Annotated in this window: 27 protein-coding genes; 15 read left to right on the forward strand and 12 right to left on the reverse strand. The window is 34.6% G+C overall.

What is annotated here, in order from left to right; all coding sequences use genetic code 11:
* The first annotated feature begins 4 nt into the window (after nucleotides 1-4).
* Nucleotides 5-529: a PPC domain-containing DNA-binding protein gene (locus NG806_RS10735; RefSeq protein ID WP_214829039.1), complete on the forward strand. Its 525-nt coding sequence runs from the start codon at nucleotides 5-7 to the stop codon at nucleotides 527-529.
* Nucleotides 530-557: 28 nt separating this feature from the next.
* Nucleotides 558-1,049, forward strand: coding sequence for a VOC family protein (locus NG806_RS10740; protein WP_214829037.1), 492 nt, complete (start codon nucleotides 558-560; stop codon nucleotides 1,047-1,049).
* 78 nt (nucleotides 1,050-1,127) lie between these two features.
* On the opposite strand, the gene NG806_RS10745 is transcribed toward NG806_RS10740, so the two are convergent.
* The 5 genes from NG806_RS10745 to NG806_RS10765 form a co-directional block, all read right to left on the reverse strand.
* Nucleotides 1,128-2,672: a RagB/SusD family nutrient uptake outer membrane protein gene (locus tag NG806_RS10745; protein ID WP_261513033.1), complete on the reverse strand. Its 1,545-nt coding sequence runs from the start codon at nucleotides 2,670-2,672 to the stop codon at nucleotides 1,128-1,130.
* A 10-nt stretch (nucleotides 2,673-2,682) separates the two neighbouring features.
* A complete protein-coding gene (locus NG806_RS10750; RefSeq protein WP_261513034.1) occupies nucleotides 2,683-5,583 on the reverse strand; it encodes a SusC/RagA family TonB-linked outer membrane protein in 2,901 nt (966 codons plus the stop codon).
* 397 nt (nucleotides 5,584-5,980) lie between these two features.
* The gene (locus NG806_RS10755) at nucleotides 5,981-6,424 is read right to left on the reverse strand and encodes a carboxymuconolactone decarboxylase family protein (RefSeq protein ID WP_214829025.1); all 444 of its coding nucleotides are present in this window, start codon (nucleotides 6,422-6,424) and stop codon (nucleotides 5,981-5,983) included.
* Nucleotides 6,425-6,428: 4 nt separating this feature from the next.
* Entirely contained in the window at nucleotides 6,429-6,860 is a 432-nt protein-coding gene (locus tag NG806_RS10760; RefSeq protein WP_261513035.1) for a DoxX family membrane protein, read from the reverse strand.
* A 63-nt stretch (nucleotides 6,861-6,923) separates the two neighbouring features.
* On the reverse strand, nucleotides 6,924-7,496 hold the full coding sequence (locus NG806_RS10765; RefSeq protein ID WP_214829021.1) for a Crp/Fnr family transcriptional regulator: 573 nt from the start codon (nucleotides 7,494-7,496) through the stop codon (nucleotides 6,924-6,926).
* Between the two features lie 66 nt (nucleotides 7,497-7,562).
* On the opposite strand from NG806_RS10765, the gene NG806_RS10770 reads away from it, so the two are divergent.
* Nucleotides 7,563-7,928 (forward strand): DUF1304 domain-containing protein, encoded by a 366-nt coding sequence (locus NG806_RS10770; protein WP_214829019.1) that lies wholly within the window; start codon nucleotides 7,563-7,565, stop codon nucleotides 7,926-7,928.
* A 159-nt stretch (nucleotides 7,929-8,087) separates the two neighbouring features.
* Here the strand turns inward: NG806_RS10770 and NG806_RS10775 are convergent, their stop codons facing one another.
* On the reverse strand, nucleotides 8,088-8,468 hold the full coding sequence (locus NG806_RS10775) for a winged helix-turn-helix transcriptional regulator (protein ID WP_214829017.1): 381 nt from the start codon (nucleotides 8,466-8,468) through the stop codon (nucleotides 8,088-8,090).
* Between the two features lie 92 nt (nucleotides 8,469-8,560).
* Here NG806_RS10775 and NG806_RS10780 point away from each other — a divergent pair, with 92 nt between their 5' ends.
* Together NG806_RS10780 and NG806_RS10785 are read left to right on the forward strand one after the other, a co-directional pair.
* The gene (locus NG806_RS10780) at nucleotides 8,561-9,550 is read left to right on the forward strand and encodes an NADP-dependent oxidoreductase (RefSeq protein ID WP_261513036.1); all 990 of its coding nucleotides are present in this window, start codon (nucleotides 8,561-8,563) and stop codon (nucleotides 9,548-9,550) included.
* A 4-nt stretch (nucleotides 9,551-9,554) separates the two neighbouring features.
* The gene (locus NG806_RS10785; RefSeq protein WP_261513038.1) at nucleotides 9,555-10,025 is read left to right on the forward strand and encodes a cupin domain-containing protein; all 471 of its coding nucleotides are present in this window, start codon (nucleotides 9,555-9,557) and stop codon (nucleotides 10,023-10,025) included.
* A 150-nt stretch (nucleotides 10,026-10,175) separates the two neighbouring features.
* Here NG806_RS10785 and NG806_RS10790 read toward each other — a convergent pair whose 3' ends face one another.
* On the reverse strand, nucleotides 10,176-10,643 hold the full coding sequence (locus NG806_RS10790; protein ID WP_214829012.1) for a thioredoxin family protein: 468 nt from the start codon (nucleotides 10,641-10,643) through the stop codon (nucleotides 10,176-10,178).
* The gene (locus tag NG806_RS10795; protein ID WP_261513039.1) at nucleotides 10,640-12,709 is read right to left on the reverse strand and encodes a TonB-dependent receptor plug domain-containing protein; all 2,070 of its coding nucleotides are present in this window, start codon (nucleotides 12,707-12,709) and stop codon (nucleotides 10,640-10,642) included. The genes NG806_RS10790 and NG806_RS10795 overlap by 4 nt, the downstream gene beginning before the upstream one ends.
* A gap of 117 nt (nucleotides 12,710-12,826) precedes the next feature.
* Here NG806_RS10795 and NG806_RS10800 point away from each other — a divergent pair, with 117 nt between their 5' ends.
* The 7 genes from NG806_RS10800 to NG806_RS10830 all read left to right on the forward strand — a co-directional run bounded on the left by NG806_RS10800 (nucleotide 12,827) and on the right by NG806_RS10830 (nucleotide 20,492).
* Nucleotides 12,827-13,978: a homogentisate 1,2-dioxygenase gene (locus NG806_RS10800; protein ID WP_214829228.1), complete on the forward strand. Its 1,152-nt coding sequence runs from the start codon at nucleotides 12,827-12,829 to the stop codon at nucleotides 13,976-13,978.
* A gap of 65 nt (nucleotides 13,979-14,043) precedes the next feature.
* Nucleotides 14,044-15,318, forward strand: coding sequence for an acetyl-CoA hydrolase/transferase family protein (locus NG806_RS10805; RefSeq protein WP_261513041.1), 1,275 nt, complete (start codon nucleotides 14,044-14,046; stop codon nucleotides 15,316-15,318).
* Nucleotides 15,319-15,426: 108 nt separating this feature from the next.
* Nucleotides 15,427-16,206 carry a hypothetical protein gene (locus NG806_RS10810; RefSeq protein ID WP_214829008.1) on the forward strand — a complete coding sequence of 260 codons (780 nt, stop codon included), beginning with the start codon at nucleotides 15,427-15,429 and terminating at the stop codon, nucleotides 16,204-16,206.
* A gap of 230 nt (nucleotides 16,207-16,436) precedes the next feature.
* Entirely contained in the window at nucleotides 16,437-17,567 is a 1,131-nt protein-coding gene (hppD, locus tag NG806_RS10815) for a 4-hydroxyphenylpyruvate dioxygenase (RefSeq protein WP_214829006.1), read from the forward strand.
* A 71-nt stretch (nucleotides 17,568-17,638) separates the two neighbouring features.
* Entirely contained in the window at nucleotides 17,639-18,094 is a 456-nt protein-coding gene (locus NG806_RS10820) for a hypothetical protein (RefSeq protein WP_214829004.1), read from the forward strand.
* A 224-nt stretch (nucleotides 18,095-18,318) separates the two neighbouring features.
* Nucleotides 18,319-19,566 (forward strand): fumarylacetoacetase, encoded by a 1,248-nt coding sequence (fahA, locus tag NG806_RS10825; protein ID WP_261513043.1) that lies wholly within the window; start codon nucleotides 18,319-18,321, stop codon nucleotides 19,564-19,566.
* Between the two features lie 104 nt (nucleotides 19,567-19,670).
* Nucleotides 19,671-20,492 (forward strand): flavin reductase family protein, encoded by an 822-nt coding sequence (locus NG806_RS10830; RefSeq protein ID WP_214829000.1) that lies wholly within the window; start codon nucleotides 19,671-19,673, stop codon nucleotides 20,490-20,492.
* A gap of 69 nt (nucleotides 20,493-20,561) precedes the next feature.
* Here the strand turns inward: NG806_RS10830 and NG806_RS10835 are convergent, their stop codons facing one another.
* The 4 genes from NG806_RS10835 to NG806_RS10850 form a co-directional block, all read right to left on the reverse strand.
* Nucleotides 20,562-21,377, reverse strand: coding sequence for an arylamine N-acetyltransferase family protein (locus NG806_RS10835; RefSeq protein WP_261513044.1), 816 nt, complete (start codon nucleotides 21,375-21,377; stop codon nucleotides 20,562-20,564).
* Between the two features lie 24 nt (nucleotides 21,378-21,401).
* Nucleotides 21,402-22,061, reverse strand: coding sequence for a hypothetical protein (locus NG806_RS10840; protein WP_261513045.1), 660 nt, complete (start codon nucleotides 22,059-22,061; stop codon nucleotides 21,402-21,404).
* Between the two features lie 67 nt (nucleotides 22,062-22,128).
* Complete coding sequence (locus NG806_RS10845; RefSeq protein WP_261513046.1) at nucleotides 22,129-23,025, reverse strand: helix-turn-helix domain-containing protein; 897 nt, start codon at nucleotides 23,023-23,025, stop codon at nucleotides 22,129-22,131.
* 27 nt (nucleotides 23,026-23,052) lie between these two features.
* Nucleotides 23,053-23,892, reverse strand: coding sequence for an alpha/beta hydrolase family protein (locus NG806_RS10850; protein ID WP_261513047.1), 840 nt, complete (start codon nucleotides 23,890-23,892; stop codon nucleotides 23,053-23,055).
* A gap of 153 nt (nucleotides 23,893-24,045) precedes the next feature.
* Between NG806_RS10850 and NG806_RS10855 the strand changes: the two genes are divergently transcribed.
* The 3 genes from NG806_RS10855 to NG806_RS10865 are packed head-to-tail and all read left to right on the forward strand — an operon-like array spanning nucleotide 24,046 to nucleotide 26,232.
* Nucleotides 24,046-24,819: a HipA family kinase gene (locus NG806_RS10855; RefSeq protein ID WP_261513049.1), complete on the forward strand. Its 774-nt coding sequence runs from the start codon at nucleotides 24,046-24,048 to the stop codon at nucleotides 24,817-24,819.
* Nucleotides 24,806-25,189: a DUF3037 domain-containing protein gene (locus NG806_RS10860; protein ID WP_214828991.1), complete on the forward strand. Its 384-nt coding sequence runs from the start codon at nucleotides 24,806-24,808 to the stop codon at nucleotides 25,187-25,189. The genes NG806_RS10855 and NG806_RS10860 overlap by 14 nt, the downstream gene beginning before the upstream one ends.
* A gap of 23 nt (nucleotides 25,190-25,212) precedes the next feature.
* Entirely contained in the window at nucleotides 25,213-26,232 is a 1,020-nt protein-coding gene (locus tag NG806_RS10865) for an alpha/beta hydrolase (RefSeq protein WP_261513051.1), read from the forward strand.
* Nucleotides 26,233-26,247 lie beyond the last annotated feature (15 nt).

Consider the following 26,247-nt stretch of genomic DNA (forward strand, 5'->3'; position numbering starts at 1 on the left):
GAAAATGAAGATTTTAATCCAAAAATTTCGCCTTGTAGCATTACTGTTTTTTGTCACCGTACATATATTTGCTCAACAGGTCTCTAAGACAGAGATTCCACGTTACAATAAAACCCAAACCGGATATATCATGGTATTGCGTGAAGGCGATAATGTAATTGCAGAAATTGAAAAACTGGCAGTCAATGAAAAAATTCCATTTGCCAATTTCTCAGGAATTGGTTTTGCAAGTGAAGTCACTTTTGGATTCTACGATTTTAATAAGAAAAAATTCAATCCTAAAACTTTCAACCGTGTAGAAATGGGAAACCTAACCGGTTCAGTCGCCTGGAACGAAAAAGGACCTTCCATACATATTCATGGCATCGCAACAGATGAAAAATTTGATGCATATGGCGGTCATATTTTGTCATTAAAAGTAGGAACAGGTTCTATGGAAATTTATATTACATTGAATGACAAAAAATTGCAACGTAAAATTGAACAGCCTTTAAACGCAAATGTTCTACAACTGAATCAAGAGCCATAACACTTATATAATCACAAAATTTCAAACAATGGAAAAATCATCAAATCAAGGTTTTACCCGAGCTAATCATGTTGGTATTACCGTTAAAAATTTAGAGAAATCAATTGCTTTTTATGAAGCCTTAACGGGAACAAAAGTTTCCAATATCGATGAAATAGGAGGTGAAAGAATGGCAAAAACACAAGGATTAAAAGACACCCGTATCAAATATGCCAATCTGCATCTTGACAACCTCAATATAGATATCCTGGAGTATGTCATTCCAGAATCTGAACAAGCTTCCTATAAAAATGATCAGATCAGTGCTATGCATTTATGTTTTGAAGTTGATGATATCGATGCAGCAGTTCAAAGGCTAAAGGAAATAGGTATAGAGCCTCAGGGAGAACCTATTGTATTTCAGGAAGAAGATGGTTTAAAATCCGGATTTGGTACCGCTGTCGCTTATTTTCAGGATCCGGATGGAACCAATCTGGAAATCATTGCACCACAGGGACCTTTTAAAAGAAAAAATCACTGAAAATTTTTATAAACCTTTTACAAGCAAAAGAGCTTCTCAATATTGAGAAGCTCTTTTGTAATGATTACAATTTTCATTTTACCATTCCGGGTTTTGCTGACCGGCAAGAAGTGGATTAACACTTGTGGTCATTAATGGTATAGGCCACAGAAATCTTTTATCCGTATAAGGAATACTGTTTGTTAGATTTCCAGAATATGGAATTCCTATTGTATAACTTGAAGCTGAAGGAAATCCATTTGGCACTTTTGCTGGAATTCCATAGGTAGGTGCAATATCATCATTGATCAATCTATGTATATCTGCCCAACGAACCCCCTCACAGCTCAATTCTATTCTTCTTTCTAACAGAATAGCTTTTATCATACCTTCTTTATTAGAAAAAGATGAGCTGGTGTAGGCTTCTGTATTGGGGGTTTCTAATGCTCTGTTTCTAACTTCATTAAGAAGTAACAACGCACTTGTCATATTATTTAATCTTGCATGAGCCTCGGCTGCTGCTAATTTCATTTCGGAGAATCTAACAATTGGTGATGCATCAGAAAATGTTGTTATATCTTTATATTTCCTGGTAAATCTGGACCCGGAGACAACATCTGTAACCGATCGTCTTTTATCATCTTTCAGCCACAAAGGATTATTCCATAAAATAGGACTGATGGCTATTAAAGAACGACCACTAAATTGCGAAGCTAATGCTCCGTTGACTCCCGGGTTATTATTTGCTGTGTTAATGATAGAAAAAATAGACTCTGTATTGGTCAGGTTGTTATTAAATACTGTAAGAGGGTTGGATTCTAAAGTATACATAGAGGTTAATTTATTATATTCTTCTATTACCTTACTCCAGTTTCTCATATTCAAATAAGCTCTTATTTTAATAGCAATTGCAGCTCCTTTGGTTATTTTGCCTATTTTATTTATTCCCTGTCTTTGAGCATTACCAGGAAGACCATTTTCTGCAAAGTTCAAATCTTCAAAAAGCTTCTCATATCCCTCTGCCACAGTACCTCTACCTACCTGCATTGCCTGCTCTATAGTAGCTTCAGTATCTACCCCAATTGTTCTGTAGGGCACTCCCATGGAAGATCCATTGTCTAAATGATAAGGTCTTGAAAAATGCTTCAGAAGTTCCAAATGAGCCAAAGCTCTAAAAAATAAAACCTCTCCCTTATATATATTTCCCTGATCCTCAGAAATTACTTTATTGTTCACGGCTCTATTAATCCCCTCATTAACAAGATTAGCTCTGTTAATAAGTCGGTAGGCATCACTCCAATAATATGCATTATTGGCAGTAGTAGGATCATAATTAGACTCATAAGTCAATTGATAGAATGCTTGTGTATTCACTACATCTTCTCCCCGTACCTCATTTTGCTGAAAATAAGCTGCGCCAAAAACATAGCCTCTTGCACTGTTCGATAATGGAGTACTGCTATAATATCCAATTTGTGCTGCATTATAAACTCCATTTACCGCCAACTGAACCAATTCAGGAGAAGTAAATGCCAATTCAGGATTTGGATTATTAAAAGATGTAGTATCTAAAATATCCTGTTGGCATGAGCTGAATACCAATCCTACAAAAACTAATAGTATATATTTTTTTAATTTATTCATCATAATATTTTTAAAGGGTAACATTTAATCCAACTGAAAAAACTCGCTGTCTTGGGATTCCATTAAAATCCAAACCATTAACCTGCATTTCCGGATCTGCACCTGAATATTTAGTAATAATGAATGCATTTTGTGCCTGGATATAAAGTCTCATTTTTTGGATATTAATTTTATTCAAAAATTCTCGTTCTAAACTATAACCTAAAGTGAGGTTATCGAATTTTATAAAGTCTCCCTTTTCTATAAACCTACTATTGGAAACCGATGGCCCGTTTACTCCCGGATCATTACCCGCCATCAGCCTTGGAGTCCATCCATCACCAGGATTTTCCGGGCTCTGCCATCTTCCCATAATTTCTTTAGAATTATTAACAAGATTCTGACTCAGCATTTCTCTTCTTGTAATGTTCATAATATAGTTTCCACCACTAAACCTCATCAGAGTGCCCAAGTCGAAATTATGATACTTCACTGATAAATTGAAAGCTCCAAAATATTTTGGGATTGTATTTCCTAATAATTGATTCTCCGGAGCTTTTCCACTCTGAGAGACATTGCTCGGATCATCCTGATTAAAAACATTATATAATCTTGTATTTAAATTATATTGTACCAAAGAACCATCCAACCTGTAATAAACAGGATTACCATTAGCCGAATTTACCCCCCAGTATTTTATTCCATACAACTGGTTCATAGAATAACCTTCCTTATGTACTCTGTAAAAACGGTCGAAATTTCCCCAATCCACATTTCCAGGGAAAATATCTGCCCCTTTATACAATTGTGTGATTTTATTATTAATCAATGAGATGTTACCGCCAATATTTAATTCAAAATTGTCTTTTTTAATAGGGGTATAGTTCACTGTCAGTTCCCAACCTTTATTCTTCGCTACCCCAATATTTGAGCTGTATTGATTGTCTGGGATTCCTAAAGAAGGATCAACAGGAACCTGCTGAATCATTTCATCAATATTATTTACAAAATAGTCTAAAGTAACTTTAAGCTTATTACCTAAAAAGCTCATATCCACACCATAATCCAACTTCTCACTTCGCTCCCATCTCAATGAGTTAACTCCCATCTGGAAATAGCCTAATCCATTAGAATCTCCATACCTAGCTGGTCCATATAAAGACATATATGGATAATTTCCAATACTACTATTACCTACTCTACCATAAGAAGCACGAACCTTTAGCTCATTGACAATATTTTTAGCTTTTTCAAAAAAGCTCTCATTACTCACATTCCATCCTAACGAAGCTCCTGGGAAATACCCTACTCTACCCTCTTTAGGAAGAGAAGACAAATCATCCCTTCGTATTACTCCCTGGAAAAAATATCTTTTTCCAAAATCATAATTAAATCTTGCCAGATAGGATATCAATGCAAATTCTGTTTTTCCTCCCCCTGAAACCGGGGTTCCATAAGAACCTGAAATTACATTCGTATTAAAATAAGAATCACCCAAATCTATTCCACCTCCAAAAAAGGAGTTCTGATTTTCTTTCTGATATTCATTCACCAATGTAATTCCAATTTTATGCTCTCCAAAACTTTTGTTAAAGTTTAATATATTTTGAATATTATACCTTTCCATAGTTGTATTGCTGTTTTGGATCCGCCCATTGCTACCCCGCCCATCTCCATGAAATGCATTCCAGTACATTAATCCCTCATTCTGAGATCGATCTATGCTCATCTGAAGCTTATAGGTAAGAGATGGTAATATTTTTATTTCTCCATAAACATCTCCCAGCACCCGTAGTACTTTGGACTGCAATCTATTGGTATTAAGAACATACATAATATTTGGAAGATTATTTGCAATATGCTCCGTGTTTTGCCCTCGCCCTGTAATTGTATTGGTGCCTACAACATCAATATTATATCCAAATGGACCATCTGCTCTATATATAGAAGTATTCGGTAATTGTTTTACAGCATTAGCCATCGCTCCTGAGAGAGAATTGACCCCCGAATTAAGGGATTGATATTCTGTTCTCGTTACTCCCAGATTAGCACCCATTTTCAGCCAGTTGGTCACTTCCTGATTTACATTAAAACGGGCTGTAAACCTTTCCATGCCATTACTCAAAATAATTCCATCCTGTTTAGTATAGCCTACAGATCCAAAATACGAACCCTTACCCAAACCTCCCTGAAGAGATATATTATGGTCTGTTTGAGTTGCTGTTCTTAAAACCGCTTTTTGCCAGTTTGTATTATATTCTGTTCCAAAGGCCCAAGGTGCTCTCCCTGCATTTGTTCTTTTTTCATTAGAAATCGTCAGAAAATCTGGTGTCTGAAGAAGATCAAACTGTTTAACAACCTGGGCAAGTCCTGTATAGGTATTGTAATCTAACTGAAATTTACCTTTTTTACCCTTCTTTGTCGTAATGATCATTACTCCATTGGCAGCCCTGGAACCATAAACAGCAGCGGCAGCTCCATCTTTTAAAATTTCTATACTCTCTATGTCCGAAGGGTTAATATCTCCCAAGGCATTGCTTGGAGCATATCCTCCCGTATCACCTGTGAAAATTGGCATCCCGTCTACTACAACCAAAGGATAAGTTCCTGAATTAATGGAATTTATTCCTCTAATATTGATAGCAGGAGGTGCTCCTACCATACCTGAACTGGTTGTTACATTGACCCCTGCTGCTCTTCCAGCCAGCTGAGATTCAAAACTAGCAGTGACCAGGCCTGCCATATCTTCAGCTTTTACCTGTGACATTGCTGCTGTTACCTCGCTTTTCTTCTGTGTTCCATAACCCACCACCACTACCTCTTCTATTTTTTTTTCTTTAGTGACTGTATCTTTCTTTGTACTCTGGGCATAAGCAGACTGTCCGATAAAAAAGAGGACCGCAGTACTTAGCAAATGTTTTTTTATATCCATATTAACAAAAATTTAAAAAGTGAGTTGTTTTCCCAAAAGTATGTTAACAGATATTAATCCTCCATGAACTGAAAGTGATTTATTTACTAGGCAGGAATGTCAATTCATCAATTTTTTTTCACAAAAAATATATTCAATTACTATTTTAATCACAAACATTAAAAAAACGTCTAAATAATAAATATTTTAACAATATGCTTATTTTAATTAATTCTAAATAATTAAATATTTGAAGGATAAAAAAAGATTATTCCATATTTCAAATACTGAGAAAAAAGAGGATAGGATTGACAAGAAGAGTATAAATTATTAAATTATCTGGATGATTTAGGTAATAATAACAAGAAGAGCTTTTCATATGAAAAGCTCTTCTTGTTAAAAAAACAATTTAAAAAAATTATTTCATGATCGGCAAATGTGTGCTTATCGCAATTCTGTTCCATGCATTAATCGTTACAATAGCCATAATGATTTGTGAAATCTGAGTTTCATCAAAAAATGATTTTGCCTTCTGATAAGTCTCTTCTGTTAAACCTTTATGACTAATTAAAGTAATCTCTTCTGTCATCATAAGCAAGACCTGTTCTTCTTCTGTAAATAATTCTAAAGCTTCTCTCCATGCATTTAAAAGATATATTCTTTGTGGAGTTTCTCCATACTTCATGGCATCCTTTGTATGCATATCCAAACAAAATGCACATCCATTGATCTGTGAAGCTCTGATTTTAATTAATTCCTTTTGAATAGGGTTTAAAGAAATAGTCTGAAGATATCCCTCTAATCCCATCATTGCTTTGTAAGCTGCTGCATCTGTTTTTGCGATGTTCACTCTTGTACTCATAATATTATATTTTTTTGGTTAATTGATCTAAACTAAATGAAAACTCTTGTTGGCTTGCCAGTAAAAATGCAGCGGCACTTCCTACCCAAACTGAATAATCTAAAGGTGCTTTTACCCCTAAAGCTATACTCATGGATAATGCAAAAATCAACAACAAAAATCCTGCACCATAAGCTGCTATTTTGGTTTTGTATCCTACAAGCAATAACAGTGGAATAGCAATTTCAAAGAATGTGGCTGTATAAGCTGAAAACTGACTTAAACTTTCGGGTAGAAAAAAGGTTAGTTTTCTGGTGTATTCCTCAAAATTCGCCCAGTTTCCCCAAGCTGAATTTTTACCCCAGAATCCGAATCGGTCTGCCACTGCGGAAAGCATTGTTATGGCAATCGCCACTCTTAAAAATAACTGCGAAAATTGAACTTTTTGATTAGTCATTGTATTAGCTTTTAATAACATGACAAAATTCGGACTTTTAATTCTAAATAATCTTAAACTGGTTTAAGAACGTAATTTCGCTCTTATTTCGCTTAGATATTCTGGTGTAAAACCTAAAAAAGAAGCAATTAAATATTGTGGAATCCGCTGAATAAACCATGGATACTGTGTACTGAAATGAATATAAAGATCCTCTCTTGTCATTTCATATAAATAACGGATCCTTCTTTCCGAAGCGGCATAAGCTCTCTGATAGATCATCCTGAAATAACGTTCCATAACCGGATGCTTTTGCAATAACAGTTCCTGGGTTTCAAGATCGATAACTAAAATCGTTGACCGCTCTACTGCCTGTATCGTAAACTCAGTTTTGATTTGCCTTTCATAGGCAAAAGTATCTGTCATCCACCAGTTTTCAACAGCAAACTCAGTCGTATGTTCTACTCCTTTTTCATTCACAAAAAACTTTCTGAGACATCCGTTTAAAACAAAGTACATGGATTTACAGACTTCACCCTCAAGAAGTAGATTCTGTTTCTTTTTAACTTCCATTACCTGGAAAAAAGACAATACAGAAACATAATCCGCATCATTGATGGTAATAAATTTATCCAGATGTGTTTTAAAAGTATCCATTTTGAAATTTAGTAATCAAACTTAACTTTATTTTTTTAGTTTTACAATGACAAAAAACAATTAATCATGGAAATCGTTGCAAAAATTTTGATCGGATTAGTAGCATTAGAACATATTTATATTCTCTGGATGGAAATGTTTGCCTGGGAAACAAAAGGTAAAGAAGTTTTCAAAGCTGCGTTACCAGCGGAAATGTTCAAGCCAACTAAAGGGCTGGCAGCCAATCAAGGTCTTTATAATGGTTTTCTGGCTGCAGGATTAACATGGACTTTCTTTATCAAGGACGCAGAATGGCAAACTAATATTGCTTTATTTTTCTTGAGCTGTGTTGCTATAGCCGGAATTTACGGAGCTATTTCTGCAACAAAAAGAATATTCTTTGTTCAGGCTTTACCCGCTATTTTAGCAATCATCGCGGTACTTTTAAAATAACATTTATTTTCCCCGCAGATTTTACAGATGGCGTAGATGCTAACGTTAAAAAATCTGTATGATCTGTAAAAATCTGTGGGACATTATAATCTATCACATGTAAAGCCCAGAAGGGCTTCAGCTTTTGAATGTTTTAATTTTTAAATCTTTCAATCACCTTTACCCACCCATCGATTCTTTAATCTTTTCCCGATGGTGAATTCCCCAATTAACCAGAGTTTCTGTAACCGGAAGCACCGACTTTCCATACTCGGTTACTGCATAAGTTACCGTAATTGGTTTGGTATCCTGAATCGTACGGGTGATCAGCAAATTGATTTCCAGCTCTTTTAGTTCCTTACTCAACATTTTTGCAGAAATTCCATCAATCCCTCTCTGGAGTTTTTTAAAATGAATCAGCTGATCAGTTCGGTTGGTCAGATAACGTAAGATCATCAGCTTCCACTTTCCTCCTAAAACATCCAGACTATCGCGCATTGCGAATAATTCTTCGGTACATGTGGCTTCACGTTCTACCCCGTTTTCTATAATTTTTGACATAATAGTATCCTTAAAGTTACTAGTTACCAATAGTTAACTAGTAGCAAATATAAACTATTCTGGTTTTACATTTGTCCTATAAAATTGTTATAATGAAAACAGTCATACTTAATAAAGATTTCAAACTAGAAGATGGTTATATAGAAAAACCGTACCCTAAAAATAATGAAGTTTTAATTCAAATAAAAGCCAGTGGATTTAATCCCATCGACTATCAGATGATTGAAAATGAGCTTGAACGCAAGCTTGTCAGTTCTCCTGTTTTAGGCCGTGAACTCTCAGGAATTATCATTGGTAAAGGAAGTGATGTTTCCCAATTTGAAATTGGAGACGAAATATTTTGTGGCAGCGGCTCCATGGGTAGTAATGGTTCTTATGCAGCATATATTACAGTTCCAGCGGCTATTGTTGCATTAAAACCTAAAAACATTTCTTTTGAACAGGCAGCAGCTATTCCATCGGTAGGAATGACTGCATTACAAACTTTTAATCGTATGTCATTAAAGTCTACCGATACTGTTTTGATCACTGGAGCTACCGGAGGAGTCGGATCCTTTTTGATCAAACTATTACTCGCTAACAGTTACAACAATATAGTTGCAACGGTAGGATCAGAGGACAACAGAAAGTTATTGCTTGAAATGGGGTTAAAAAATAATCAGATCATTAATTATAAAGAAGACCGGCTGGTAGAAAATTTAATTAAAGCAAATGATAATCTGTCTTTTGATATCGGAGTTGATCTCGTTGGTAATTACATGTCCGAGGTGACCGCCGAAGTACTGAAAATCCATGGAATGTATATAGATGTGACTGCGCTAATCAGTAAAGATGCCAAAGAATTACTATTTAATAAAGGAAACATAATCATGAACATCTCGAATTATACCTTTAGCATGACGAAGAATTATGATTATTATAAAAATAGTTTAACCAAGATTTCTAACCTTATCGAGGAAGGAATAATCGTTCCGCCAAAATATAAAGTGATTGGAAATCTTTCTTTAGAAACCGTTCTTCAAGCTCATCAAATGCTGAAAAACAACCTTACTCAAGGAAACAAATTAATTATGTCCCATTAGATTTATGAATAAAATACCAAGACGCGTTGTAACAGGGATTCAAAACGGAAAATCAACTATTGTTGAAGACAAGGAAGCAGAAAATGCAGTAGAGCATTTACCCGGACTCCTTATTTCAGATATCTGGAATACTCAGAAAGCTCCTGCAAGCCTGGATTTTGAAGTTCCAATTCCCAATACAGGATTTCCTCAAACTCCCAAAAACGGAACCTACTTCCGATATGTGGTCATTCCACCTGATAAAGACCTTGGAATTGAGTTTAAAGCCGGTGAACTTCATCCTATGATGCATCAGACTCAAACCTTAGATTACATTGTTATTCTTTCAGGTGAACTGCATTTAATAATGGAGGAAGGTGAAACACTTCTTAAAGCAGGAGACATTGTGATACAAAGGGGAACGAACCATGCCTGGAGTAACCGTTCTGATCAACCTTGTATTCAGCTGGCAATTTTAATGGATGGAGAAGTGTGATTAAAAGATGGATTTATCTCAGCTTTTTAATCTGCGAGAGATTATTAATCAAATTATTTTAGCAGCATCAAGAACTTTCGCAGGTTAGGCTGATTTTCTATACTATTTAAATCAGTATTATCTGAAAAATAAGTGTAAAAATAGTAATTATTATAAAGCAGAAATTTCTTTAAGTTTCTGTTTCATTATTTCGGGTTTAAATTCTCCTTCATGGTAATAGACCAGATTCTGATCAGCATCCAATATAATCCACAGCGGATAAACTGGTTGACTTTTATTTTTAGATAATGCCAGAGCTAGCTCATGGATCCCGGAATTTCCATTCGGGAGATAGTTAAATTCTTTCCCTTCAAAACGAATCTTTTCTTTAGTTTTCTCCGCTTCGAAATTGATAAAATAAAAATGATCATTAATAAAATTAACAAGATCTTTATCTTTATTCAGATTAAAAGACTCAATTTTACAAATGGCACACCATCCGGTATACAAATGAATGATAACAGGTCTCTGATGTTTATTATGTAGGGTTTCAAGTTCAGAAAAAGTACCCTCTCTCATCTTTTGAGAAAGACAAAAGTAGGGCACTAACATTAAAAATAAAATTAAAAATATTTTCATTTCAAAGTATATCTTACTCCAAAAAATCCACGTATTCCCTGCATTGGTGCGTAGCCATAAGCAGTATCAAACTTGTAATTATTGGGGTTATTAATAGGATCATTTACATGCTGATCAAACGGGTCAAACGGCCTCATCAATGGATCTTTAGGTGTAAAATTTAAAAGATTTTTAATCCCACAATACACTTCAAACCCTGATTTAAAAGATTTCGAAACCTGAATATTAGCCAAAGAATAGAATGTAGAATACTCAGGACGGAAGTCATCCGGTAAAACCGGTAATCTCATCGGTCCATAAAACTGACCTGTAAAATCTACTGTAAGAGCATTCTGAAATTTATACGTCAGGCTATACGTTCCACTCCATTTTGGAGCATGAAGCTGTTGAATTTTGCCATTTTCACCATCCAACTTCTGAAATACTTCTAGATAAGTTACACCAAGGTTGACAGTCAGAGGAAAACTGAAGCTGAAATCTACATTCATCGACGCTCCTTTTGAAATGCCATATCCGTGAAGGTTATCATAAATAATTTTTCCGGGATCTGTATCAAAATCACCTACGATCTTATTACTGAAATAGGTATAGAAAGCAGAAGCATCAAGATTAATCAAACGATCTCCTACTGGAATTTTCCAGATGTAATTTAAATTTCCATTAATTGATTTTTCAGGTTTTAAATCAGATTTGATCACCACTTCCCGGGAACCCGTTAGAGCCGCATGATCTTCAGTAAATAAATTCACCACCCTGAAACCGGTCCCGAAATTAAACCGGAGGGTATGGTATGGATTAGGTGAAAATTTCCATGCAAATCTTGGTGAATGAACAGAATGATGGATCCTGTCGTAATCATATCTGTAACCAAGCAATATTGTGTTTTTAGAATCTATTTCCCATTGGTCCTGTATAAAAGCTCCTAAAATGGGAGACTTCATGGGTTCGTTCATAAGTCCGTCTCCTGATGAGGTTCCCGGAGTATTGTCATCGTAAAATGTCCGCTTATAAGTAGCTCCCAAGATCAAATCATGATTTCCAAATTTTTTATCCCAATACGTCTGAACGAAAGCCACTTTCTGCTTTGCATCATAAGGATTTGTTCCATAAAAGGAATCCTGATTATGATAGTTATAGGAAAATTGGGTAATAACCTGTTCCTTCAAAGGCCATTGATATACACCTAAAGCTTCCATTCTATTGGTATAAATACTTTCACCATATATTTTATTACCCCCTCTATCAGACCTATTCCATTGCATTTCCCCTCCAAAACGATCCTCATATAAGTAACGTAACGCTAAACTTGCCAGCCTGTTTTCTTTTCTCTGAAAGTTCCATTTATTAAAAACAGATATCCTGTTCTGTAGGGTAGCATCTGTAAAGTTATCTTTGTTCTGATCTATTCTCTTAGTAAAATTGAAATAGTTAAGACTTAATAATGAAGCCGCCTTTTTTCCAACATTGAATTTCGTTGATAAATCAATATTATCTTCACTCCAGGTACTTGTCATAAAATCTACACTAAGCCTCGGAGCTGTTAAGGCATTTTTTGTAATGATATTAATAACACCACCCATTGCTTCGGAGCCATAGAGAGATGAAGCAGGACCTTTCACTACCTCTATCCTCTCGACCAGGCTATTTGGAATTCCACTCAGTCCATAGACTGTGGATAATGAGCTCACAATCGGCATTCCATCGATCAGAATCATAGTATAAGGTCCTTCAAGACCGTTGATATGAATATCTCCTGTATTACATACAGAACAGTTCAATTGGGGACGTACTCCATTAACCATCGAGATGGCTTCAAAAATACTGGGCGTTGGATTCTTTTGAAAAAACTTCTGACTATAAATTTCTACCGCTACCGGGCTTTTAGATCTGCTCATCGGTTTTAGTGTTCCCGTGATCACTACGTCATCGATCAATTTCGTTTTGATCTCTTTTTTGGGAGTAGCTATAGAATCGGGTCTTGGAGCTTGATTTAAACTTAAACTGTCTGTTTCCTGAGAGAAACAATAGGATGATAAAAGTACAACAGAAAATAATATTCGCTTCATGAAATAATAAATGTTAGGTAAATCTAACAATTATTTTCGAAACAAAAAACTCTATGATAAATATCCTTAAAAATTATTCGTCAAAAATTATTAAATTTGAGAAAATATAAAGGTAAAATGAGATATAATCAATCTGGGAAAATCCCACAGAAAAGACATACGATTTTTAAATCTCCAGAAGATAAATTCTACTATGAGCAACTTTTCGGAACCGAGGGCTTTCATGGTATTTCTTCTTTGCTCTATCATATCCACCGACCTACTCAGATAAAATCAATAGGAAATGCAAAAGATGTAACTCCTAAGATTGCTGTTGATAAAAATGTAACTCCAAGAATGTTCAAAGGAATGCAGGTAACTCCTGAAGATGACTTTTTGGAAAGCAGAAAATTCCTTTTGGTGAACAATGATCTGAAAATGGGGTTATCAAAACCTAGAAAATCAACTGATTATTTCTATAAAAATGCTGAATGTGATGAACTTTTGTTTGTTCATGAAGGCACCGGAGTTTTAAAAACATTTGTTGGTAACCTGGATTTCTCTACCGGTGATTATCTTATTATTCCAAGGGGAACAATCTATCAGGTAGAAGTTCATACTGAAAATACTGTATTTTTTGTACTGGAAAGTCATTCTCCAATTTATACTCCAAAGCGATACAGAAATGAATTTGGACAACTTTTGGAACATTCTCCATTCTGTGAGAGAGACATTATCGCTCCAACTTTTGTTGAACCTAAAGATGAAAAAGGTGAGTTTTTAATTAAAGTAAAAAAAGAAAATCAAATCACTGACTTCATTTATGCAACGCACCCTTTTGATGTCGTAGGCTGGGATGGTTATTTTTATCCTTATAAATTTAACATCAAAAACTTTGAGCCTATAACAGGAAGAATTCATCAACCACCTCCAGTTCACCAAAACTTTGAAGGACATAATTTTGTCGTTTGTTCTTTTTGTGCCAGAATGTATGATTACCATCCATTAGCTATTCCTGCACCATATAATCATTCTAATATTGACTCTGATGAGGTTTTATTCTACACAGAAGGTGACTTTATGAGTCGTAACCATGTTGATCTTATGGACTTCAGTCTTCACCCTGGAGGAGTTGTTCATGGGCCACATCCCGGGGCAATGGAAAGAAGTATCGGTAAAAAATTCACTGAAGAATATGCTGTGATGGTAGATCCATTCCGTCCTTTAAAAATCACTGAAGAAGCTATGAAAGTAGAAGATCCAACCTATAAAACTTCCTGGTTGGAATAAACTGTAAAAACACAAATGACTGTAAACAACAGTCGGTATAAATATTATTTCAAAAAAAATTTAATATGTACAATTATATTAGTGCAGAGGAAGCCGTATATACTGTAAAAAGCGGAAATCGTGTATTTTTTCACGGGAGTGCATGTACACCCAATTACCTGATTGATGAATTAGCCAGACAATCCCACAGATTAGAAAACGTGGAAATGGTTTCCATTACTCAGCAAGGAAATGTTGAAATTGCAAAACCACAATATAAAGACAACTTTTTCGTCAATTCTTTATTTGTTTCAACTCCTGTAAGGGATGCCGTAAACTCTGAAAGAGGTGATTTCGTTCCCGTATTTTTAAGTGAAATTCCCATCTTATTCAGGAATAACATTTTACCTCTTGATGTAGCATTAATTACTGTTTCTCCACCTGACAAACATGGCTTCTGCACATTAGGTACTTCTGTAGATGTTGCAAGAGCTGCTGTAGATACTGCTAAAATAATTGTTGCTATCGTAAATCCTTTAATGCCGAGAACTCACGGAGACGGAATGATACATATTAGCAGAATAAACAAACTGGTATGGCATGAAGAAGAACTTCCTACGGTAGATTACGGATCAAAAGTAGGCCCTGAGGAAATGTTAGTTGGAAAGAACGTTGCCGATCTTATTGATGACAGATCAACCATCCAAATGGGTATTGGAACTATTCCGGATGCTGTATTGAAATGTCTTGGAAATCATAAAGACCTGGGAGTTCATACAGAAATGCTAAGCGATGGAGTAATAGATCTTATTCAAAATGATGTCATTAACAACAAATACAAAGGTTATAACGATAATAAAACAATTACCAGCTTTTGCTTTGGAACAAGAAAATTGTACGACTATGTAGATGACAACACTGTTTTTGCTTTTAAGGATGTAAGTGACGTGAACTTCCCAATCAATATCATGCGAAACAAAAAGATGGTTGCCATTAATTCTGCTATAGAAATCGATTTGACTGGACAGGTTTGTGCAGATTCTATAGGAACTCTACAATACAGTGGAATTGGTGGCCAAATGGACTTTATGAGAGGTGCTGCCTTAAGCGAAGGAGGAAAACCTATTATTGCGATCACGTCAAGGACTAAAAAGGGAATTTCAAGAATTGTTCCTTACCTGAAACAGGGAGCAGGTGTTGTTACCACGAGAGGACATATCCATTATGTCGTTACAGAATATGGAACAGCCTACCTGTATGGAAAAAATCTACGCCAACGGGCTCAGGAATTGATCAGTATTGCTCACCCTGATGACAGAGAGATGTTGGAACAAGCCGCTTTTGAAAGATTTAAACATTAAATAATTTCTTTTGCATTAAACGATCTGTAAACTGACCAAAAAGGGATAGACAAAAGACCTTCTAAGTCTTTGGCAGTATTTTTGATAAACCCTTTTAAAGTTAGGCAATTGAAAACGATATATAATTCGATAAGAGAGGAAATAATAAAACATTCCAAGGTAAAAAATTCGGTTTTAGGTAATGTTAAAGATTGGAAGAGGAGTCATTATATTATTCTCTCCGAAATTATAAAAGATGAACTATCAGGATCTGAAGAACTGAAAGGAGGTAAAAAATTTGAAATAGGAAGTACTATTTCTCATGTTACACTGCAGCGTTTTTTTGAAAATGATTATCAGGATAAAACACATAACGATCTTCGTTTTTTAAAAACACTGGATAAGATATGCATCTTTTTAGGATTTAAAGATCTCAATGCTTATATTCAGTTTATAAGGGAGAATAAACAGGATCATAATTCTGAAGATGAAGAGTTCTTCAGTAATATCATATACAACTATTGTTCTACAGTGTTTGAGTTTTACAAACAGTTTCCTTCTCATAATACTCAACTTTTTAAAGATCTTGTTTTCGATGATTCCCCTTTTTTGGAAAGAGCCACGCAGTTTAGTAAAGAACTATGTGACAGAGAGTTTAAACTTATTACAAAAAATAATCGCTCCAATTTTGAGGTTTTTGATATCCATATGGTTACTGATGAACCTGACAAAAAAATATTGGAATCTCAGGAATTTTGGAATCTCTTATTTAAAGTTGGCGAAACAGGTGAAGAAAATTTTGTTAATCAGTTAAACACCCAAATTTACTTTATCAAGAAAATAGATAACGTCTGGAAAATATGGGATAATTATAACCCTGATGCAGGGAGACTAAATCATAAAAAATGAAAGCCGTAGTGTCCTACGGCTTTCAAATTTTCGAAAATATTTTTTTTTCACTTGTCTTTGTAGATACAAAAATAGATAACCATCCTGTAACATACTAAACTTAAACATACTTAAATGAACTTTTCTTTAAATCTATGTTAAGCCTCACTAAGGATTTCCTATTAATACTTTTGCCATATCTAAGATTTTTGTAATTTGCATACCTATAAAAATAAAAGTAAAAAGAAAATATGTCAACACTTACATTTGCCGAAAAAATTGCTCAAGCAGAGAATTTTTTGCCAATTAATGGCACAGATTACATTGAGTTTTATGTAGGAAATGCTAAACAGTCTGCTCATTTTTATAAAACCGCTTTCGGTTTTCAGTCTGTAGCATACGCTGGTCCTGAAACAGGAGTAAGGGATCGTGCTTCTTATGTTCTTCAACAGGGAAAAATAAGATTAATCTTAACGACAGGACTTACCTCTGAATCTCCAATTAGTGAACATGTAAAAAAACACGGAGATGGAGTAAAAGTTTTAGCACTTTGGGTGGATGACGCTTACAAAGCTTTTGAAGAAACCACAAAAAGAGGTGGTAAACCTTATTTAGAGCCTGTAACTTTAACTGACGAGCATGGAGAAGTAAGAATGTCCGGAATTTATACTTACGGAGAAACAGTTCACATGTTTATTGAGAGAAAAAATTATACAGGTCCATTTATGCCTGGTTATGAAAAGTGGGAAACTACTTATCAACCGGAAGAAGCAGGTCTTTTATACGTTGACCACTGTGTAGGAAATGTAGACTGGAACAGAATGATCCCTACTGTTGAATGGTATGAAAAAGTAATGGGCTTTGTAAATATCCTTTCTTTTGATGACAAACAGATCAATACAGAATATTCTGCGTTGATGTCTAAAGTAATGTCCAACGGAAACGGATTTGCTAAATTCCCTATCAATGAGCCAGCTGAAGGAAAGAAAAAATCTCAGATAGAAGAATATCTTGATTTTTATGAAGGTGAAGGAGTTCAACACATTGCGGTTGCTACCAAAGATATTATCCATACTGTAACAGAACTTAAAAAGAGAGGTGTAGAATTCCTTTCTGCTCCACCAGAAGCATATTACGATATGGTTCCTGAACGAGTAGGTCATATCGATGAGGATCTTAAAAAATTACAAGATCTTGGTATATTAATTGATCATGATGAAGAAGGATACCTTTTACAAATCTTTACTAAGCCTGTAGAAGACCGCCCTACTCTTTTCTTTGAAATCATTGAAAGACATGGTGCACAAAGCTTCGGAGCAGGTAATTTCAAAGCATTGTTTGAAGCATTAGAAAGAGAACAGGATAGAAGAGGTAATCTTTAATTCCCAGATATCAATACTAAGTTTTGTCAGGATGCAAAGTCTTGACAAAACTTTTTTTTAAAACACTTAATATGAAAAAAATTGTATTTGGAATTTTATTTTTCAGTGCACTGGGCTTGAAAGCTCAATACGGAACACTTAATGAAATTCTCAACAGACTTGAAGAAAGAAAAGGCATCAATCAGCATCTGGAAAATGTAAATATTGACGACAAAAAATTTGTCTTTATTAAAGATTCCGATGACCATACAGAAAGGGATTTCATTATTATTAAAGGTAATAATGCAACTTATGTAGAAGTTTTCGATGATAAGGCTACAGGTGAAAGCAGTTCTAATGTTTTTACCGGTGATATCGTCAGAAAAAAGAATATTGTTTCTTTAAGAGCTAATATTCTAGAAGGTAAAAAGGTTCCCATTCCGGTTACCAAAACTTTATTATTAACGAGACAGGATAATATACTTTACCTGATTGACGTTAATACTAAAGACAGATGGATCGATGAAGCATCGTATTCAAAAAAATAATATACATATCTTGAGGGCGCTCGTTATTGCGGGGAGCGTAGTGAGAAAGTAATTTATTTAATATCTCAATATTTGGTCAGTACTTAATGATTTTATCATAATCAAGGATACTGATGAGTTTAAAAATATTTAGTTGGAAACTTTGCTTTTCTACTACGGCCACTTGAGATATTAAAAACCTAAAATTTTAACAGATTTATTAATCTCAATTAAATTACAATCTTATGAAATCATTTGTAGAGTATTCCTCAAATTCAGACTTTTCTATACATAATATTCCTTTTGGAGTAGCGGTTTTCAATAAAGAATATATTGGATGTTGTACAAGAATTGGGGATCAGGTTATTGATCTGGCCAGCTTATTCGATTTAAGTTACTTTGAAAATATTGAAGGACTTGATGACAACGTCTTTGAAGCTTACACCCTGAACGAATTTATCGAATTAGGAAAACCTGTCACTAATGCTGTTAGAGCTAGAATCCAAGAATTATTACAGGAAGGTTCCATTTTATCTAAAGATCAGAAAACCATAGAAGATGCGTTCTATGATCTTGATAAAGTAAGAATGATCATGCCTATTCATATTCCAAATTATACAGATTTTTACAGCAGTATCGAACATGCAACTAATGTTGGAAAAATGTTCCGTGATCCAGCTAATGCTTTACTGCCGAACTGGAAACATTTACCTGTAGGATACCATGGTAGAGCTTCTTCAATCGTTATTTCAGGAACAGATATCAACCGTCCAAAAGGTCAGATGAAACCTGCCGATGCAGATAAACCAATCTTTGGTCCTTCGAAACAGCTGGACTTTGAATTAGAAATGGCTTTTGTTATCAATAAAAACACCGATATGGGTGAAAGTGTTTCTACAAAAGAGGCTGAAGACGCTATTTTTGGAATGGTTATTTTCAATGACTGGTCTGCAAGAGATATTCAATCTTGGGAATATGTGCCACTAGGACCATTTTTAGGTAAAAACTTTGGTTCATCGATTTCTCCTTGGGTGGTTACTTTAGAAGCACTGGCTCCTTTCAGAACAGCTTCTCCAAAACAAGATCCTGAAGTTTTAGATTACCTAAAATTTGAGGGTGATAAAAACTACGACATCAACCTTGAAGTATACTTACAGCCTGAGAATGGAGAAGAAAACCTAATCTCAGAAAGCAATTACAAGTTTATGTATTGGAATATGACCCAGCAACTGGCTCATCATACTGTAAACGGTTGTAATCTGGAAGTGGGTGATATGTATGCAAGTGGTACTATTTCAGGAAGTGATCCAAAATCATTCGGTTCTATGCTTGAATTAACATGGAGAGGCCAAAATCCTATTCAATTAAACAATGGCCAGGAAAGAAAGTTCATTGAAGATAATGATACTGTAACGATGAAAGCCTGGGCTGAAAAAGACGGTGTAAGAGTAGGCTTCGGTGAAGTATCTGGAAAAATCATTCCTACATTATAAAAAAAGTTTAAACACTTAAGTTAAAATAATTATGCTAAAATTAAGTTCACTTTAGTTTTTGTAATACTAGATTTTCAAAAGCTAAAGTAGCTTAAGTATAAAATATGAAAACAGTTATCCCATCCGAAATAACCGCTGTACAGCTTCAGATGATCATGCAAACCGCTGTTGCTCCCAGACCAATTGCTTTGGCATCAACAGTTGATAAAAATGGTACAATAAATTTATCGCCTTTCAGCTTTTTTAACATGTTCAGTACAGTTCCGCCAATTTTGATCTTTTCACCATCAAGAAGAGTTCGTGATAATACAACGAAACATACGCTGGAAAATGTTCTGGAAGTTCCGGAAGTGGTCATTGGAACAGTTAATTTCCCCATAGTACAACAAATCTCTTTAGCGTCAACAGAATATGAGGATGGCGTGAATGAATTCATCAAATCCGGGCTTACCATGAAAGATGCTGACATGGTAAAACCTAAGCTTATTGAAGAATGCCCCGTTAATTTTGAGTGCAAGGTTTTAGAAATAAAATCTTTAGGAGAACAGGGAGGCGCTGGTAATTTAGTTATTTGTGAAGTACAAAAAATTCATATCAGAGAAGAATACCTCAATGAACAAGGTAATCTGGATCAGGCAAAACTGGATATGGTTGCTCGTTTAGGAGGAAACTGGTATTCCAGAAATAATGAAAACAATCTCTTTGAAGTACCAAAACCTTTGGTAACAAAAGGAATTGGCTTTGATCTTCTTCCTGATGCTATAAAACTAAGCAAAGTATTTACAGGTAACGATCTGGGAATGCTTGCCAATGTGGAAGTTCTTCCTTCAGAAAGTTGCTACGCAGATGAAGATATTCATAAAAAGGCTCAGGAACTTTTACTGAAAAATAATATTGATGAAGCCTGGAAAATTCTAGTGATTTAATTATATATCTAAAATAAAAAAAGATGGTTTTTTAAACCATCTTTTTTTATTTTACCCACTTTCAATAGATTATGCTACTCCACTAAATTTTTTGATAAGAACGACCTTATCTTTAATATTATTTAAGTTAATATGGAATACATTTTCAAGCAAAATAAACAAATCTTCATGATTAATGACATCAATATTTTCTCTGGTCCCATTGTTATAGCGTATGTTTAGAGATTTATTGTTTAACGTGTAACGAGCTATTACATCCACTTTTGTCACAATAAGATTTTCTCTAAAGATGGAAGATGGATTCGTAGCGATATACCAGTTAGCAACTTCTACATCAGTCTGCTCGGCAGGTTCTAAAGAAAATTCATAGATCGGCATATTTTCTTCACCAATTAAAGATAGAGTGTAAATATGATTATTTGAAGATATTTGAAAAAGACCATTGGGCGTTATTTGTTCATTCTCTGACTGTAAAATTAGCGGAGATGTTAGCGTCACTGTCCCAAATCCCGAATCCACAAGATATTTTTCTCCGCTCAGGGTTACAGTAAGCAACATATGTGTACGAGCAGCTTTCCCTTCCTTCTCTCTTCCCCATAAAACTCTTCCAAGATGAGCGGTAACATCAAAGCCTATTGTTTCTAAAACATTTTTCAGCAAAACATTTTGTTCATAACAATATCCACCCCTGTTTTCTATCACCAATTTATTAAAAACTGATTCTATGTCAACCTTCGGGACATACCCTGTATAAGTATCAATATTTTCAAATGTAATGTATTGAGGATGCAATTCATGGATATTTTTCAAGGTTTCTATATTAACAGCAGCATTCCCTGTAAAATGTATTCGCTCAAAATATTTTTTCAATTCTGTATGTATCATTGTATTTTATTATTAAAATTAATATTATTTGAATAACCTGATGGAAGCAAAAATTCCAAAATTATTTTTCACTATCCTTTCCGGACCATAAGCATCAAAGTTTGCCCCAAATCCAAAACTATAATCATGATGACTGACCCCAGCTCTTATCATTAAATAACTTCTCGCATGATTACCGTTTTTAACAGACTGCGCATATAGTCCTTGAAGTCTTGAATATACCTGCCAATTCCCGTTCAGTTTTGGTTTATATTCCAGCATTCCAAAACCCTCCACATTACTATTATCAGACAGATCTACTCTGGGACCGAAAACGATGGTCATATTTTCTGCTACATAAGAATACAATACCATAACACTTGGCCTTAAACCTGTAGATGGTGTATAATGTATTCCTCCAAGTATGCGAAAGCCTTTCAGAAATTCATACGCCAAGTTGAATTGTGACATGGCATCTTTGGCATTCTGTTCGTTCCATTTTGAAGAAATATTACTGACACTGAAAAAAGAAAGTCCATGGACATCTTTAAAATTTTTATTGATATTCAGTTGAGAAGCAATTCCCACATTGCCTGCAAGTACTTCAAAAGCAACAGGAGCATTTAGCTTTTCTTTCACATCACTCGTCTGAGCCTTAGCCAAAACGAACCCTAAGAAAAACATCAACCCGCTTTTAAAATCCATAATTTCAAACTATTATATTGCAAATTTCAGCAATAAAACAGGCTTACATATAGAACAAACAAAGCAATTAATAGGACAAATCAATCCTCTTCCTATATTGATTGGGAGAAACACCAATGTGTTTTTTAAAGAAACGGGTAAAATAGGACGGGTCTTCAATTCCTAAAGAAAAAGCGATATCCCCGACACTTAATTGAGTATTGGAGAGCAGTGATTTAGCTTCCATCGTCAGAGTTTCACTGATAATTGACGAAGCCGTTTTTCCGGTTGCCATCTTTACAGATTTATTTAAATGATTAGGAGAAACATGCAGCATATCCGCATATTCCTGAATGCTATGAACAGTATTAATATATTGAGTAATTGCTTTTCTAAAGTGGAAAGCGATAGTTTCGTTTGCAGTAAGAACAATAGGTGGAAGATCTTGTATAATAGATTTTATCTCTGCTAAAAATGTCTGCAAGTATGAGATGATCAAATTGACATCATTCTGCTTATACAATTCCTTCATCCTTTTCAGAAGATATAAAAGATTCCCCTTCGTATTGTTTGCTATTGTGATACGATGATCATTTTTTAAATCTAAGTAATTAAGTATTTCCTGAAGGGCCTTAAATCCATTATCCCGTGAAAGAAGATCATCTGGAAAATGGCAGTAATACCCCTCGACATCATCTGAAAACTTCTCCATGGTCCTTATTTTATACGGCGGTAAAATCATTAAGGTAGATTCAGGAATAGAGTAAGAATCCGAGCATACCGTTTTTATGAGCTCGCCTCTGCTCACAAATACAAAATCATTAACGGTCAAACGATGTGGAAGAAATGGAAGATGAACTTTGTTTTTTTGAATAGCAAGATCAATTATAAAAAAGTCATTTGATTCTTTATGGTTAAAATTTTCAGTACTGTTCTGAAGTACTGTTCTAAAATTTTCAGGATCATATTGCGGAATTAAAGTCATACTTTATTAAACAAATTTACATTTGCCCTACATTTTCAGATTAATAAAATCAATACATTTTTCCGTAACCGTATTTAAATCTTGAGGAAGACCAGCTTCAGTCCAAGGTTCTTTTGCACCAAAAGTATGATTGGCATTTTCAACTAAAAACAATTCGGAATTAGGGTTCAAAATATGTAAATGTTCTGCATTCTTTACCTCTACACTTTCATCATTTGTTCCATGGACAATCAATAAATGAGCCTTTGCCATTTCTGTAGCCATTTCTACATCAAAACGATGAGCATCTTGTTCAAAATTTTCATAGAACTGGTAATAATGAGGCATCTCCTGTTTAGTTCTTCCATTTAAAACATAATAAACTCCTTCGTTTTTCCATTTCTCCAAACTAGCCCCATCTGGAAAACGGTCTAAAGTATCTACACTAGCTAATGTAATCAACCCATTAATTCGTTCATCTTCAAAAGTTTTAACAATGGAAATCCCACCCCCTCTGCTGTGGCCTATCAGTATTATTTTCTGATCATCAACTTTGGGATCCTTAATAAAATAATCAATCACTACTCCCAAATCTGAAAGCTCTTTAGAATAGTTATTCTTACCAAAAGCTTCTAAATCTGCAAAATTATCAGGATCTTCTACAGTTGTTCCATTATGTGAGAAATTAAACTTAACAAAGAAAAATCCGGCTTTTGCAAATTTTTCAGCCATCAGATTCCAGGCTCCCCAATCTTTGTAGCCTTTATAACCGTGAACAAAAATCACTAAAGGTAGTTTGTTATCCGTTTCGGAATAAAACGCATCAGCAAGGAAATCCCTGGTTTCAGGATTTGAGAGGATTATATTTTGTTTTTTTGTGATTTCCATATTTCTTTTTTTAGTTAAAAGTGAAAGTCCTTATGAGATGCAATTAAACTTATCTTATGATAAAATGACTTTATCCTTTTTGCTACTAACTTAATTTCAACTAAAAATATTAAAAATAGAAACAAACACAAAGTAAAATCTTATTTTTGCGATATGTTGGATTTAAGAACGGTAACCGTAATGCGTTATATCCTGCCTTTAAGAGAGGGTGGATCTCTTCCTGCTTTGGCGGAAGCTGATGACGATTTTAAATATGTGTTAAAATTCCGTGGTGCAGGTCATGGAGTAAAAATGTTGATATCAGAACTTTTGGGTGGAAAAATCACAGAAGTTTTAGGATTAAAAATTCCTGAATTGGTTTTTGTAAACCTTGATGTTGATTTTGGGAGAACTGAAGCAGACGAAGAAATTCAGGATTTACTGAAATCTTCAGAAGGATTAAATCTTGGTCTTCATTATCTTTCCGGATCTATTACTTATGATCCTGGTGTTGTTATTGACCCACTCTTAGCCTCAAAAATCGTATGGCTGGATGCATTTATTACCAATATCGACCGTACTTACAAAAACACCAACTTATTAATGTGGCATAAGGAACTCTGGGTAATTGATAATGGAGCTTCTTTTTATTTCCATCATTCATGGGAGAATTTTGATACTGCTGCAAAAACACCTTTTAAATATGTAAAAGATCACGTTTTACTTCCTAAAGCTAAGATGCTGGATGAAGCTGATCAGTGGGCACATGAAGTTTTAAATGATACCGTGTTCAGGGAAATCGTTAATTTAATCCCTGAAGATTGGTTACAGTGGAATGACGCTGATGAAACTCCTGAGGAGATTCGTGAAGTATACTTCCAATTTATGAAAACAAGGCTAGAGAATTCACAAATCTTTCTAAACGAAGCGAAAAATGCAAGAGGATAAAATATACGAATACGCCGTAATACGTTTGGTACCAAAGGTTGAAAGAGAAGAATTTTTCAATGTAGGTCTTGTTATGTTTTCAAAAAAGGAAAAATTTATCCGGGCTGATTTTTATCTGTGTCCCGATAAATTCAATCTTATGCACAGTAAACTGGACTACGAAGATATTATTCAAAATCTGGAAAGTTTTAAAAAAATTGCCAATGGAGATAAAGACGGTGGACCTATTGCACAATTGGAACTTCCAGAACGTTTCCGTTGGTTAACCGCTGTACGCAGCTCTGTTGTTCAAACCTCAAGACCTCATCCCGGAAAATCCAAAGACCTGGAAAAAACTTTTGGTAAACTTTTTGAGGAGTTAGTAAAGTAACTAATTTCCTCAAAAAAAATCATATGAAATCATTTAACAACCATACTACATTATACAGGTTTTTATTAAACCTGTTTTTTGTTTTATCTTTAAGTGCATTTAATTTAAATTTCTCTCAAAATCAAATTCAATCACAAACTCCCAAAAGTATACTCTTACAGGAAAAAACAACTGTTTCAGAAAATATTTTTTATAAAACTAATAAAGAAGGCTCTGTAGCTTTAGATATTTACAGCCCTAAAAACAGTTCCGATGAAAAACATCCTGTTCTTATTTATGTGCATGGTGGAGGTTGGATAGGAGGTGATAAAGTGATACACGCTGATTCATATATAGAAAATATGATTCTAAAACTTGTAGAAAAAGAATATACCGTAGTGAGTATCAACTACACGCTGGTGAATAAGGATGTCCATTTTCCTCTTCCTATTCAGGACACTAAAGATGCCATTAGATGGGTAAGAAAAAATGCCGATAAATATCATTTTGACACCAATAATATTGGTCTTTTCGGAGCATCTGCAGGAGCTCATCTCTCATTATTGGCAGCTTATACTGAGGACAACGAGTTTGTTGGAGCTCCAGAGCTTTCACCCTATTCGGCAAAAGTGAATTATGTTGTAAATAATTTTGGACCAACTGATCTTAATAAATTACTACATACCCGTGTAGGAAACGTGGGTGCTTTTTTTGTCAGCCTGTTTTCAAAAAAAATTGTTGATCTCAGGGATAAGCTGATCTTAGGAATCTCAGGTTATGATATAAAAAAAGACAAAAGAAAAGTGATCGATTATTTTAAAACCTTATCTCCTGTAACCTATATTGACAATGCTACACCTACTCTGATTTTACAAGGTAATAAAGATAAAATTGTTCCCTTGAAACAATCTGAAATATTAAAAAGAAAATTAGATAAAAAGGACATAAAAAATAAACTAACCATTGTTGAAGGAGGAATACACGGTTTTGGAACAACCGATAAATCCTATCTCAATCGGCTTGTTGATGAAATGGTAGACTATATCGTATCTCAAAAAAAATAAACCCAGTAAATGATG

It is taken from the genome of Chryseobacterium paludis, assembly GCF_025403485.1.
GTDB classification, from domain to species: domain Bacteria; phylum Bacteroidota; class Bacteroidia; order Flavobacteriales; family Weeksellaceae; genus Chryseobacterium; species Chryseobacterium paludis.